General features: G+C 51.4%; 6 protein-coding genes, 3 tRNA genes and 4 rRNA genes. 7 read left to right on the plus strand and 6 right to left on the minus strand.

The features are described from left to right. Window positions 1–241: 241 nt before the first annotated feature. The 7 genes from JM656_RS01905 to rrf (JM656_RS01935) all read left to right on the plus strand — a co-directional run bounded on the left by JM656_RS01905 (window position 242) and on the right by rrf (JM656_RS01935) (window position 5,639). Window positions 242–1,783 (plus strand): 16S ribosomal RNA (locus JM656_RS01905). Window positions 1,784–1,853: 70 nt separating this feature from the next. Beyond that, window positions 1,854–1,930: transfer RNA gene (locus JM656_RS01910), tRNA-Ile, on the plus strand. A 61-nt stretch (window positions 1,931–1,991) separates the two neighbouring features. Next, window positions 1,992–2,067 (plus strand) — tRNA-Ala (locus JM656_RS01915). Window positions 2,068–2,273: 206 nt separating this feature from the next. Next, window positions 2,274–5,183, plus strand: a 23S ribosomal RNA gene (locus tag JM656_RS01920). A gap of 94 nt (window positions 5,184–5,277) precedes the next feature. Continuing rightward, window positions 5,278–5,393 (plus strand): 5S ribosomal RNA (gene rrf, locus JM656_RS01925). 14 nt (window positions 5,394–5,407) lie between these two features. Next, window positions 5,408–5,483 (plus strand) — tRNA-Thr (locus tag JM656_RS01930). A 40-nt stretch (window positions 5,484–5,523) separates the two neighbouring features. Then, window positions 5,524–5,639 (plus strand): 5S ribosomal RNA (rrf, locus tag JM656_RS01935). Together the 16S, 23S and 5S rRNA genes with 3 tRNA genes alongside form the textbook arrangement of a ribosomal RNA operon. 164 nt (window positions 5,640–5,803) lie before the next feature. Here the strand turns inward: rrf (JM656_RS01935) and JM656_RS01940 are convergent. The 6 genes from JM656_RS01940 to JM656_RS01965 form a co-directional block, all read right to left on the minus strand. Beyond that, window positions 5,804–6,562 carry an amino acid ABC transporter ATP-binding protein gene (locus tag JM656_RS01940; protein WP_203359785.1) on the minus strand — a complete coding sequence of 253 codons (759 nt, stop codon included), beginning with the start codon at window positions 6,560–6,562 and terminating at the stop codon, window positions 5,804–5,806. Window positions 6,563–6,569: 7 nt separating this feature from the next. Next, complete coding sequence (locus JM656_RS01945) at window positions 6,570–7,673, minus strand: amino acid ABC transporter permease (RefSeq protein ID WP_203361195.1); 1,104 nt, start codon at window positions 7,671–7,673, stop codon at window positions 6,570–6,572. Window positions 7,674–7,682: 9 nt separating this feature from the next. Next, window positions 7,683–8,864 carry an amino acid ABC transporter permease gene (locus tag JM656_RS01950; protein WP_203359786.1) on the minus strand — a complete coding sequence of 394 codons (1,182 nt, stop codon included), beginning with the start codon at window positions 8,862–8,864 and terminating at the stop codon, window positions 7,683–7,685. A 71-nt stretch (window positions 8,865–8,935) separates the two neighbouring features. After that, the gene (locus tag JM656_RS01955) at window positions 8,936–9,961 is read right to left on the minus strand and encodes an amino acid ABC transporter substrate-binding protein (protein WP_203359787.1); all 1,026 of its coding nucleotides are present in this window, start codon (window positions 9,959–9,961) and stop codon (window positions 8,936–8,938) included. A 451-nt stretch (window positions 9,962–10,412) separates the two neighbouring features. Next, complete coding sequence (locus JM656_RS01960; protein WP_203359788.1) at window positions 10,413–10,634, minus strand: lipoprotein; 222 nt, start codon at window positions 10,632–10,634, stop codon at window positions 10,413–10,415. Window positions 10,635–10,904: 270 nt separating this feature from the next. Beyond that, window positions 10,905–14,018, minus strand: a complete 3,114-nt coding sequence (locus tag JM656_RS01965) for an efflux RND transporter permease subunit (protein ID WP_203359789.1) — start codon at window positions 14,016–14,018, stop codon at window positions 10,905–10,907. Window positions 14,019–14,025 lie beyond the last annotated feature (7 nt).

Here is a 14,025-nt window from a genome sequence, read left to right on the forward strand (position 1 = left end):
TCGGTTGAAGAGAAAAATTCTGAAAATCAGGGTTGACTCTGAAAGAGGAAAGCGTAATATACGCCACCTCGCGACAGAGCGCTAAAGCGCGTCGCAACTGCTCTTTAACAATTTATCAGACAATCTGTGTGGGCACTCGAAGATACGGATTCTTAACGTCGAAAGACGAAAAATGAATACCAAGTCTCAAGAGTGAACATACGTAATTCATTACGAAGTTTAATTCACGAGCATCAAACTTAAATTGAAGAGTTTGATCATGGCTCAGATTGAACGCTGGCGGCAGGCCTAACACATGCAAGTCGAACGGTAGCACAGAGGAGCTTGCTCCTTGGGTGACGAGTGGCGGACGGGTGAGTAATGTCTGGGAAACTGCCCGATGGAGGGGGATAACTACTGGAAACGGTAGCTAATACCGCATAACGTCGCAAGACCAAAGAGGGGGACCTTCGGGCCTCTTGCCATCGGATGTGCCCAGATGGGATTAGCTAGTAGGTGGGGTAACGGCTCACCTAGGCGACGATCCCTAGCTGGTCTGAGAGGATGACCAGCCACACTGGAACTGAGACACGGTCCAGACTCCTACGGGAGGCAGCAGTGGGGAATATTGCACAATGGGCGCAAGCCTGATGCAGCCATGCCGCGTGTATGAAGAAGGCCTTCGGGTTGTAAAGTACTTTCAGCGGGGAGGAAGGCGATACGGTTAATAACCGTGTCGATTGACGTTACCCGCAGAAGAAGCACCGGCTAACTCCGTGCCAGCAGCCGCGGTAATACGGAGGGTGCAAGCGTTAATCGGAATTACTGGGCGTAAAGCGCACGCAGGCGGTCTGTCAAGTCGGATGTGAAATCCCCGGGCTCAACCTGGGAACTGCATCCGAAACTGGCAGGCTAGAGTCTTGTAGAGGGGGGTAGAATTCCAGGTGTAGCGGTGAAATGCGTAGAGATCTGGAGGAATACCGGTGGCGAAGGCGGCCCCCTGGACAAAGACTGACGCTCAGGTGCGAAAGCGTGGGGAGCAAACAGGATTAGATACCCTGGTAGTCCACGCCGTAAACGATGTCGACTTGGAGGTTGTGCCCTTGAGGCGTGGCTTCCGGAGCTAACGCGTTAAGTCGACCGCCTGGGGAGTACGGCCGCAAGGTTAAAACTCAAATGAATTGACGGGGGCCCGCACAAGCGGTGGAGCATGTGGTTTAATTCGATGCAACGCGAAGAACCTTACCTACTCTTGACATCCACGGAATTTAGCAGAGATGCTTTAGTGCCTTCGGGAACCGTGAGACAGGTGCTGCATGGCTGTCGTCAGCTCGTGTTGTGAAATGTTGGGTTAAGTCCCGCAACGAGCGCAACCCTTATCCTTTGTTGCCAGCGGTTCGGCCGGGAACTCAAAGGAGACTGCCAGTGATAAACTGGAGGAAGGTGGGGATGACGTCAAGTCATCATGGCCCTTACGAGTAGGGCTACACACGTGCTACAATGGCATATACAAAGAGAAGCGACCTCGCGAGAGCAAGCGGACCTCATAAAGTATGTCGTAGTCCGGATCGGAGTCTGCAACTCGACTCCGTGAAGTCGGAATCGCTAGTAATCGTGGATCAGAATGCCACGGTGAATACGTTCCCGGGCCTTGTACACACCGCCCGTCACACCATGGGAGTGGGTTGCAAAAGAAGTAGGTAGCTTAACCTTCGGGAGGGCGCTTACCACTTTGTGATTCATGACTGGGGTGAAGTCGTAACAAGGTAACCGTAGGGGAACCTGCGGTTGGATCACCTCCTTACCTTAAAGAACCTGCCTTTGTAGTGCTCACACAGATTGTCTGATGAAAATTAGCAGTAAGAAATCTCTGCAGGCTTGTAGCTCAGGTGGTTAGAGCGCACCCCTGATAAGGGTGAGGTCGGTGGTTCAAGTCCACTCAGGCCTACCAAATTCCTTCTGATACCGTAGGGTGCTTCAGAATGAACTAAGGTGAACGAGATGACTACGATGGGGCTATAGCTCAGCTGGGAGAGCGCCTGCTTTGCACGCAGGAGGTCTGCGGTTCGATCCCGCATAGCTCCACCATTACTTACTGCAAAAAACCAAGAAAACTTCAGAGTGTACCTGAAAAGGTTCACTGCGAAGTTTTGCTCTTTAAAAATCTGGATCAAGCTGAAAATTGAAACGACACACTGTGTCTGTTCTCCGTAATAAGAACAGACAAGCGGTGTGTTCGAGTCTCTCAAATTTTCGCAACACGATGTGTTTTACGAAACACCTTCGGGTTGTGAGGTTAAGCGACTAAGCGTACACGGTGGATGCCCTGGCAGTCAGAGGCGATGAAGGACGTGCTAATCTGCGATAAGCGTCGGTAAGGTGATATGAACCGTTATAACCGGCGATTTCCGAATGGGGAAACCCAGTGTGATTCGTCACACTATCATTACGTGAATACATAGCGTAATGAAGCGAACCGGGGGAACTGAAACATCTAAGTACCCCGAGGAAAAGAAATCAACCGAGATTCCCCCAGTAGCGGCGAGCGAACGGGGAGCAGCCCAGAGTCTGAATCAGCATGTGTGGTAGTGGAACGGTCTGGAAAGTCCGGCGATACAGGGTGATAGCCCCGTACACAAAATCGCATGTGTTGTGAACTCGAAGAGTAGGGCGGGACACGTGGTATCCTGTCTGAATATGGGGGGACCATCCTCCAAGGCTAAATACTCCTGACTGACCGATAGTGAACCAGTACCGTGAGGGAAAGGCGAAAAGAACCCCGGCGAGGGGAGTGAAAAAGAACCTGAAACCGTGTACGTACAAGCAGTGGGAGCCTTGATTTATCAGGGTGACTGCGTACCTTTTGTATAATGGGTCAGCGACTTATATTCTGTAGCAAGGTTAACCGAATAGGGGAGCCGAAGGGAAACCGAGTCTTAACTGGGCGTTAAGTTGCAGGGTATAGACCCGAAACCCGGTGATCTAGCCATGGGCAGGTTGAAGGTTGGGTAACACTAACTGGAGGACCGAACCGACTAATGTTGAAAAATTAGCGGATGACTTGTGGCTGGGGGTGAAAGGCCAATCAAACCGGGAGATAGCTGGTTCTCCCCGAAAGCTATTTAGGTAGCGCCTCGTGAACTCATCTTCGGGGGTAGAGCACTGTTTCGGCTAGGGGGTCATCCCGACTTACCAACCCGATGCAAACTGCGAATACCGAAGAATGTTATCACGGGAGACACACGGCGGGTGCTAACGTCCGTCGTGAAGAGGGAAACAACCCAGACCGCCAGCTAAGGTCCCAAAGTCATGGTTAAGTGGGAAACGATGTGGGAAGGCACAGACAGCCAGGATGTTGGCTTAGAAGCAGCCATCATTTAAAGAAAGCGTAATAGCTCACTGGTCGAGTCGGCCTGCGCGGAAGATGTAACGGGGCTAAACCATGCACCGAAGCTGCGGCAGCGACACTATGTGTTGTTGGGTAGGGGAGCGTTCTGTAAGCCGTTGAAGGTGGCCTGTGAGGGTTGCTGGAGGTATCAGAAGTGCGAATGCTGACATAAGTAACGATAAAGCGGGTGAAAAGCCCGCTCGCCGGAAGACCAAGGGTTCCTGTCCAACGTTAATCGGGGCAGGGTGAGTCGACCCCTAAGGCGAGGCCGAAAGGCGTAGTCGATGGGAAACAGGTTAATATTCCTGTACTTGGTGTTACTGCGAAGGGGGGACGGAGAAGGCTATGTTGGCCGGGCGACGGTTGTCCCGGTTTAAGCATGTAGGCGGAGGTTCCAGGTAAATCCGGTTCCTTATTAACGCTGAGGTGTGATGACGAGGCACTACGGTGCTGAAGTAACAAATGCCCTGCTTCCAGGAAAAGCCTCTAAGCATCAGGTAACACAAAATCGTACCCCAAACCGACACAGGTGGTCAGGTAGAGAATACCAAGGCGCTTGAGAGAACTCGGGTGAAGGAACTAGGCAAAATGGTGCCGTAACTTCGGGAGAAGGCACGCTGATATGTAGGTGAAGCGACTTGCTCGTGGAGCTGAAATCAGTCGAAGATACCAGCTGGCTGCAACTGTTTATTAAAAACACAGCACTGTGCAAACACGAAAGTGGACGTATACGGTGTGACGCCTGCCCGGTGCCGGAAGGTTAATTGATGGGGTTATCCGTAAGGAGAAGCTCTTGATCGAAGCCCCGGTAAACGGCGGCCGTAACTATAACGGTCCTAAGGTAGCGAAATTCCTTGTCGGGTAAGTTCCGACCTGCACGAATGGCGTAATGATGGCCAGGCTGTCTCCACCCGAGACTCAGTGAAATTGAACTCGCTGTGAAGATGCAGTGTACCCGCGGCAAGACGGAAAGACCCCGTGAACCTTTACTATAGCTTGACACTGAACACTGGTCCTTGATGTGTAGGATAGGTGGGAGGCTTTGAAGTGTGGACGCCAGTCTGCATGGAGCCAACCTTGAAATACCACCCTTTAATGGCTGGTGTTCTAACGTAGACCCGTGATCCGGGTTGCGGACAGTGTCTGGTGGGTAGTTTGACTGGGGCGGTCTCCTCCTAAAGAGTAACGGAGGAGCACGAAGGTTAGCTAATCCTGGTCGGACATCAGGAGGTTAGTGCAAAGGCATAAGCTAGCTTGACTGCGAGAGTGACGGCTCGAGCAGGTGCGAAAGCAGGTCTTAGTGATCCGGTGGTTCTGAATGGAAGGGCCATCGCTCAACGGATAAAAGGTACTCCGGGGATAACAGGCTGATACCGCCCAAGAGTTCATATCGACGGCGGTGTTTGGCACCTCGATGTCGGCTCATCACATCCTGGGGCTGAAGTAGGTCCCAAGGGTATGGCTGTTCGCCATTTAAAGTGGTACGCGAGCTGGGTTTAGAACGTCGTGAGACAGTTCGGTCCCTATCTGCCGTGGGCGCTGGAGAATTGAGGGGGGCTGCTCCTAGTACGAGAGGACCGGAGTGGACGCATCACTGGTGTTCGGGTTGTCATGCCAATGGCATTGCCCGGTAGCTAAATGCGGAAGAGATAAGTGCTGAAAGCATCTAAGCACGAAACTTGCCCCGAGATGAGTTCTCCCTGAGACTATAAGTCTCCTGAAGGAACGTTGAAGACTACGACGTTGATAGGTCGGGTGTGTAAGTGTAGCGATACATTGAGCTAACCGATACTAATGAACCGTGAGGCTTAACCTTACAACGCCAAAGGTGTTTTGGCGAAGAGACCAATAATCAGCTTGATACAGATTAAATTAATGTGTTCAGAGAACATGTTAATAAACAGAATTTGCCTGGCGGCTGTAGCGCGGTGGTCCCACCTGACCCCATGCCGAACTCAGAAGTGAAACGCCGTAGCGCCGATGGTAGTGTGGGGTCTCCCCATGCGAGAGTAGGGAACTGCCAGGCATCAAATTTAGCGTGCTGATATGGCTCAGTTGGTAGAGCGCACCCTTGGTAAGGGTGAGGTCCCCAGTTCGACTCTGGGTATCAGCACCACTTAATTCGGTTAAAGTTCGGTGCAGTAAAAAAGAATTTGTCTGGCGGCTGTAGCGCGGTGGTCCCACCTGACCCCATGCCGAACTCAGAAGTGAAACGCCGTAGCGCCGATGGTAGTGTGGGGTCTCCCCATGCGAGAGTAGGGAACTGCCAGACATCAAATAAGAAGAACCCCGGTCCGCAAGGTCCGGGGTTTTTTGCGTTTATTAGCCTGATAAGCACAGTGGCATAAGGCGAAACAGGTGCACAAATTTAGCCGGATAGTGGCGTAAACGCCTTATCCGGCCTGAGGGTCTTGCCAAGTATTTAATCATGCAAAATTAATGCAGTACCTGCGACAAAAACGCGCGGGTGCGCTCTGATTTTGGTTGAGAGAAAAACTCCTCCGGGGGCGCCTGTTCAACAATTTCACCACGATCCATAAAGATCACCCGGTCAGCTACCGTTCTGGCAAACCCCATTTCATGTGTCACACACAACATCGTCATTCCGGACTGCGCCAGGCCAATCATGGTATCCAGTACCTCTTTCACCATTTCAGGATCCAGAGCCGAGGTGGGTTCGTCAAAAAGCATAATTTTCGGTTTCATGCACAGTGAGCGCGCAATCGCCACGCGTTGTTGTTGGCCACCCGATATTTGTCCTGGGAATTTCTGCGCATGTTCAGCGATCCGTACTCGCTCCAGATAATGCATCGCCAGCGCTTCAGCCTCTTTCTTTGGCATTTTATGAACCCAAATCGGCGCAAGTGTGCAATTTTGCAAAACCGTCAGGTGAGGAAACAAATTGAAGTGCTGGAACACCATCCCAACTTCCTGCCTGACACGCTCGATATTGCGGATGTCGTCATTGAGTTCAATTCCATCGACGATGATACGTCCTTGCTGATGCTCCTCCAGATGGTTAATACAGCGGATGGTGGTTGACTTACCGGAGCCGGATGGTCCGCAAAGGACAATTCGCTCGCCTTGTCTTACGTTCAAATTGATATTTTTCAGGACATGAAATTGCCCGAACCATTTGTTGACGTTTTCCAGCGTAATCATCGCGTCGGCAGGTTGGATTAATAATTGGCTCATAGATTCCTCAGTGCGGTGTACGCCCGGTGTTAAAACGCTTCTCCAGATGCTGGCTATAGCGAGACATGCTGAAACAGAAAACCCAGTAAATGAGGGCAGCAAAAACATACCCTTCGGTCGACATGCCCAGCCAGGCGGGATCGACGGTGGCCTGCTGTACGCTGCTAAACAGATCAAACAGGCCGATGATGATCACCAGGCTGGTATCTTTAAACAGGGCAATGATGGTGTTCACAAGCCCTGGGATCACCATCTTCAACGCTTGCGGAAGAATGACGAGCCCCTGGGTTTTCCAGTAACCCAGTGCCAGAGACTCTGCGGCTTCATACTGGCCTTTTGGTAACGCCTGTAGTCCACCGCGCACCACTTCTGCGACATAGGCGGACTGGAACAGAATTACGCCTACCAGTGCCCGGATAAGTTTGTCGATGCTGGTACCTTCCGCCATGAAGAGCGGTAGCATGACTGAGGACATAAACAGTACGGTAATCAAAGGTACGCCGCGCCAGAATTCAATAAAAATGACGGACAGTACGCGAACGACCGGCATATGAGAACGGCGGCTGAGCGCCAGCAAAATTCCTAATGGGAGTGCCCCCGCGATGCCCACCGAGGCAATAATCAGGGTCAGCGTTAACCCACCCCACTGCCGCGTTTCTACCCGATCGAGCCCCAAAACGCCGCCATACAGGAGCCACCAAACAACGATAGGGTAGATAACTGCCCAAACCGCAATATAGCGCCCGCGATGCGGTATCGACCTCCAGAACATGGGAGCAATGGAGAGCAGGCCTGTGAGTAATGCAATATTGATACGCCAACGCTGTTCGTGTGGATAGAGCCCATACATAAACTGGCCGAAGCGCTCATGGATAAACACCCAACAAGCGCCTGCTTTTGTGCAATCACTCCGGGTGGAACCTACCCAGTTAGCCTGCAAGAATGCCCAATTCAGTAGAGGGGGAATGAGCTCCCACATGAGCCATAGGCAGAAAATCGTCAGCAGACTATTGGACCAACTGGAAAATAAATTCTTACGGGCCCACAACACTACACGGTCTGCGCCGTGACTGGCGGGGCGCGGGGGATGAGACAGCAGAGCTTTTGTCATCATGATTCCTTAGCGCTCGATCAGTGCGATGCGGCGGTTATAAATGTTCATCAGCAGTGAAATAGACAGACTGATAATGAGGTACACAGACATGGTAATGGCGATCGTCTCAATGGCTTGTCCCGTCTGGTTGAGTACCGTCCCGGCAAACAGCGACACCATATCCGGGTAGCCAATGGCGGCGGCAAGCGAAGAGTTTTTGACAATGTTCAGATACTGGCTGGTGAGTGGTGGAATGATTACGCGCAGCGCCTGAGGAATAATGACCTGGCGTAGCGTCACCGTATTTGGCAGACCCAGTGAACGTGCGGCCTCATGTTGACCATAAGGAACCGCCTGAATACCGGCCCGAATGATTTCTGCAATAAATGCGGAGGTATACACAGATAACGCCAGAGTCAGTGCCGCCAGTTCGGGAATGAGAGCCATTCCCCCCCGGAAGTTAAACCCGCGCAATTCCGGTACGTTCCAGTGAAGCGCAGCGCCAAAAATCCAGTGCGCCATCACGGGGAACAGGACTAACAATGCCATTGCCGTCGGCCAGGTTCTGCGTAGCCGACCTGTTTTTATCTGGTGCATTTTGTTGAAGCGAAATAGCCCAACGGACAATGCTGCGGCAAACAGGAACGCAAGGCAAAACGCGAACAGACCTTCTCCAATCAATGGGGCTGGGATATAGAGCCCCCGGTTGCTCAGAAAGACCAGATCCAGTGCGCTGACGGCCTGACGCGGTCCCGGAAGATTGCGCAGTACGGCAAAATACCAAAAGAAGATCTGCAACAGGGGCGGGATATTGCGGAAGGTTTCGATGTAGAGGGTGGAGAGTTTGCGTAATAACCAGTTATCCGACAGGCGAGCAAGTCCCAGAAAGAAACCGAGAAATGACGCGAATACAATGCATAATGCAGAAACTAAGAGCGTATTGAGCAATCCGACGATAAAAACGCGGCCATAGGTATCACCCTGTTCGTAATCGATCAGATGCTGGACGATACCGAATCCGGCACTGCGATCGAGAAAGGCAAACCCTGAGGTAATGCCCCGGTTGCTCAAGTTATTAATGGTGTTATGTATTAAATAGATAGCAACGCTGACAACCACGATGACGGCGAGTATTTGAAATAACCAGGCGCGTACCGCAGGGTTAGAAAAGGATAACGTTCCTTTTACGGGGGAGCGGCGATGGAACATAAGAAAACCTCGGAAACCATGACTCTTGGCTGAGCGCCGCCTGGTCGCGGCGCCCGTTACATCACATCGGATTAGCGTACGGGAGGGGCATACTGAATACCGCCGTTGTTCCAGAGATTATTCTGACCGCGTTTGATCTTCAGTGGGCTTTCCGATCCCACGTTGCGTTCAAAGATCTCCGCATAGTTCCCCACTTGCTTAATGACGTTGTAAGCCCATTTGTTATCGAGCTTAAGATCCTTGCCGTAATCCCCTTCTTTACCCAGCAGATGCGCCATATCAGGTGTCGCCGGGTTAGCGGCTTTTTCATCGACGTTCTTCGAGTTCACGCCCATTTCCTCAGCGTTCAACATGGCAAAGAGCGTCCAGCGGACGACAGAGAACCACTCATCGTCGCCACGGCGCACGACAGGCCCCAGCGGTTCTTTGGAAATGACTTCCGGCAACACTACCCACTCAGCCGGATTGCTGAGTTTGATCCTCAGGGCATACAGTTGAGACTGATCGGAAGCTAATGTATCGCAACGGCCTGATTCCAGCGCTTTGGCTGACTCGTCAGAACGGTCGAAAGTCACCGGTGTGTATTTCATGTTATTGGCCTTGAAGTAATCGGCCACGTTAAGTTCGGTATCGGTTCCCGCCTGGATACAAACGGTGGCTCCGTCCAGCTCTTTGGCGCTCTTCAGGCCAGCTTTATTATGCGTAAGAAAACCGATGCCATCGTAGTAAGTCACACCGGTGAAAGACATGCCCATGCCGGCATCGCGGGAAGAGGTCCAGGTGGTATTGCGGGATAACATATCAACTTCGCCAGACTGTAATGCAGTAAAACGTTCTTTTGCTGTGAGCGGGGTGTATTTTACTTTTGTATCATCGCCAAATACTGCGGCGGCGACACCACGGCAAACATCAACATCAATGCCCGAAAATTTACCGCTCGCGTCAGCGTAAGAAAAACCAGGCAGGCCGTCACTGATACCACATTGTACGAAACCTTTTTTCTTCACTGCATCCAGCGTGGCTCCGGCATGTGCCTGATTTGCAACCGCAAGCAGCACGCCGGCTGCAGCAAAGCTGGCTATCATCATCTTTTTCATAATGCATCCTGTGTGGCGAAATTATTGTTATTGAGAGACGTTCTGGAAACGCCTTTTACCTGTCTGTGGCTCTGGCCATACTCTTTTAAGCAAAGGTGGTGCCAGGTTTTGCGTTCGAATCTCTAACGCAATATGTCTGAGTGTAGACAGGAAAAAATAAATGCAGCGCCCTGAAATGGTGCGAAATTGAAACGTAAGCCACATTTTGGAGCAAAATATTTAAATTTCAGGTGATGTGTTGAATAATGATTTCGGGGGTGAAAATTGACAGGGTAAGGATGTAGAAAAAATGAGGATAGTTGCGAAAAGTTTTGGTTGTTAAATTTATCGCTGCACTCTGTAAGTAAAACGAATAATTAAAAATCAGGGATTAAAACGAGGCCAACATTTTGTCTTATATGAAGATTCTTTCTTTGACGTTAAAAGCGCGGCAATGCCGCGCTTTTAACATTTATTTGGACAGGGCGATGATCCCCATCGTCATGCCGGCTACGGCGGCAGTCCCTACGGCGATAGCCCCTGCAGTTTCCCAGTTATCCTGAGTGGTCCCCTTCATACAGGTATTGGTATGAACCAGACGGCCCTGATCATCATACACGGGTACGCAAGGGGAATCATGTGCACAGCCCGCCAGCAATGCGGTGAGCAATGCAACTGAAATTAATCTTTTCATGGTGTTACCTCAAAAATAAACGTTTCGCGAAATACAGCAAAGACAAATGCCAGGCCATCTGCGAACTCGTGGTTATTTTACCACCACTTAAAAAGCGGCTGGCATGGGGAATAATCTCAATTCGTGTGAATTGTAAAAATAATGGAGAAACAAACCGGTTGGGAGAGCGTTATCGGGATGAAATAGAGAAAAATAAATGACTATCTATTTAATAAATAAGGAGGTGGTTATTTTGTAGAAAGACGCCCGGAGGCGTCTTTATTTTACAAATTAATCGGGATGTCGATTGAAGCGGCGTTTAACCACGACGAAGAACACGGGCACGAAGAAGATAGCCAGCAATGTCGCTGTCAGCATCCCCCCCATCACGCCTGTGCCTACCGCATTTTGTGCACCGCTGCCTGCACCATGGCTGATAACCAGTGGCATAACCCCCAGAATAAAGGCGAGGGATGTCATCAGGATAGGACGCAGACGCATACGCGACGCTTCGAGCGTTGCTTCAATCAATCCGCGTCCCTCTTTTTCCATCAGATCCTTGGCAAACTCGACAATCAAAATGGCGTTTTTGGCTGAAAGCCCGATCGTCGTTAGCAGACCAACCTGGAAGTACACATCATTGTTCATTCCGCGAAGCGATGCCGCCAGAAGCGCGCCGACCACACCGAGTGGGACCACCAACATGACCGAGAATGGAATGGACCAGCTTTCATACAGTGCGGCAAGACAGAGGAAGACCACGATTAACGAGATCGCATACAGTGCGGGTGCCTGGTTGCCAGAGAGACGTTCCTGGAATGACATGCCCGTCCAGTCGTGGCCAATCCCGCCAGGGAGTTTGGCTGCCAGACTTTCCATCAGCACCATAGCCTCGCCCGTACTTCTGCCAGGCGCTGCTTCACCCAGCAGTTCCATTGACGGCATACCATTGTAGCGTTCCAGTCGCGGCGAGCCATACACCCAGTGGGCTGAACTGAAGGTTGAGAACGGCACCATTTCGCCATTTGCGCTGCGCACATAGAAATTATTGATGTCGCTGGGCAGCATGCGAAACGGCGCATCCGCCTGTACGTAGACTTTTTTCACCCGGCCATGATCGATAAAGTCATTCACGTAGGTGCCACCGAGAGCGGTAGAGATCGTCTGGTTGATATCGGACAGACTTACACCCAGCGCTTGCGCTTTTTCCTGATCGATTTCCAGCTTAAATTGTGGGGTATCCTCCAGGCCGTTAGGGCGCACACGTACCAGTAAATCAGGATGTTCTCTCACCATTCCCAACAGCTGATTTCGCGCATTGGTGAGTTCCGTATGGCCGAGGTTAGCCTGGTCGATCAACTCAAAGTCAAAACCCGTTGCCGTACCTAATTCGAGAATGGCCGGGAGGTTAAACGGAAATACAAGCCCGTCTTTGATCTGGCTGAAGGATTGAGTTGCACGCGCCACAATCGCGCCTACGCCATTTTCCTCTCCTGAACGCTCTTCCCAGGGTTTGAGACTGATAAAGACAATACCGGAGTTTTGCCCCTGGCCGCTGAAACTGAACCCATTGACGGTGAAGACGGACTCAACGTTGGCTTTTTCCTCATTCAGATAATAATTCTGAATTTGATCGAGAACTTTTTGTGTTCGATCCTGCGTCGCGCCTGCCGGCAGTTGCACCATCGTCATGAAAACGCCCTGATCTTCCTCCGGGAGGAAGGAGGTTGGCAGCCGAAGGAACAGGATGGCCATCCCACCGACAATAAGGACATACACCAACAGATAACGTCCGGTCTTGCGTAGAATACCGCTCACGCTGCCGCTGTAGTGATCAACGCTCTTATCAAATAGCGCGTTAAACCAGCCGAAGATGCCGCCTTTCTTTTCATGATGTTCGCCAGATGCCGGTTTGAGCAGCGTGGCGCAAAGAGCAGGGGTCAGAATGAGCGCGACAAGCACGGAAAGCGCCATTGCAGACACGATCGTCAACGAGAACTGGCGATAAATTGCGCCTGTCGATCCACCGAAGAAAGCCATCGGGACAAACACCGCAGAGAGCACCATCGCAATGCCGACCAGCGCCCCCTGTATCTGTTCCATGGATTTCTGCGTTGCCTCTTTCGGCGGCAGCTTATCTTCCACCATCACGCGTTCGACGTTTTCTACCACCACGATGGCGTCATCAACCAGCAAGCCGATGGCGAGAACCATCCCGAACATCGTCAGGGTATTGATCGAAAATCCGAAGGCTGCCAGCACGGCGAATGTACCCAACAGAACGACCGGCACAGCGATGGTTGGAATTAACGTGGCGCGCAGGTTTTGTAAAAACAGATACATGACCAGGAAGACAAGGATAATGGCTTCAAACAGTGTCTTCACCACTTCGTGAATCGAGATTTTTACAAAGGGGGTGGTGTCATACGGGTAAACGACCTTTAAACCTTGCGGGAAAAAAGGCTGTAATTCGGCGAGTTTTGATTTGATCGCCGCAGCCGTATTCAGCGCATTGGCGCCGGTTGCCAGCTTAATACCCAGGCCTGTCGCCGCCTGACCATTAATTTTGGTCACCATATTGTAGTTTTCGCCGCCGAGTTCAATACGGGCCACATCTTTGAGGTGGACCATCGAACCATCCTGGTTCACTTTCAGCGTGATGTGACCAAACTCCTCCGGTGTTTTCAGCCGCGTCTGAGCAATGATCGAGGCGTTCAACTGTTGATCCGCAATGGAGGGGGTTCCTCCTAACTGGCCAGCAGCAATCTGGTTATTCTGTGTTTTTAGCTGATTGATGACGTCCAGCGGCGTGAGTTGATACTTATTCAGCGCGTTGCTGTCGAGCCAAATACGCATGGCATACTGCGCACCAAACAGTTGCACGTCGCCCACGCCTGATGTACGGCTGATGGCATCCTTGACGTTAGACGCGACATAGTCGGAAATGTCATCCTGCGTCAGACTCTTGTTGTCGGAAACGAATCCCGCCACAAGAAGAAAGCTGCTGCTGGATTTTTCGACGCTGATGCCCTGCTGTTGTACTTCCTGAGGCAGGAGAGGCATCGCCAATTGCAGTTTATTCTGCACCTGAACTTGCGCAATATCAGGGTCGGTGCCGGACTGGAATGTCAGCGTGATCGTCACGCTTCCGGCAGAGTCGCTGGTGGAAGACATATACATCAGGTTATCGATGCCATTCATATTTTGTTCGATAACCTGAGTCACCGTGTCCTGCACGGTTTGCGCATCCGCGCCTGGGTAAGTTGCGGTAACCGCAACGGCAGGCGGCGCAATAGTGGGGTACTGCGCAACAGGTAGCTGTATTATCGCCAGAGCACCAGCCATCATCAGAATGATGGCCAGAACCCAGGCAAAGATAGGGCGATTAATAAAAAAATTAGCCATGTCCTGT

The sequence above is a fragment of the Citrobacter sp. R56 genome, assembly GCF_016811995.1.
Classification (GTDB): Bacteria; Pseudomonadota; Gammaproteobacteria; order Enterobacterales; family Enterobacteriaceae; genus Citrobacter_D; species Citrobacter_D enshiensis.

Coding starts and splice junctions, on each gene's coding strand:
- JM656_RS01940 (WP_203359785.1), bottom strand. CDS start 6,562: ATGAGCCAATTATTAATCCAACCTGCCGACGCGATGATTACGCTGGAA.
- JM656_RS01945 (WP_203361195.1), bottom strand. CDS start 7,673: ATGACAAAAGCTCTGCTGTCTCATCCCCCGCGCCCCGCCAGTCACGGC.
- JM656_RS01950 (WP_203359786.1), bottom strand. CDS start 8,864: ATGTTCCATCGCCGCTCCCCCGTAAAAGGAACGTTATCCTTTTCTAAC.
- JM656_RS01955 (WP_203359787.1), bottom strand. CDS start 9,961: ATGAAAAAGATGATGATAGCCAGCTTTGCTGCAGCCGGCGTGCTGCTT.
- JM656_RS01960 (WP_203359788.1), bottom strand. CDS start 10,634: ATGAAAAGATTAATTTCAGTTGCATTGCTCACCGCATTGCTGGCGGGC.
- JM656_RS01965 (WP_203359789.1), bottom strand. CDS start 14,018: ATGGCTAATTTTTTTATTAATCGCCCTATCTTTGCCTGGGTTCTGGCC.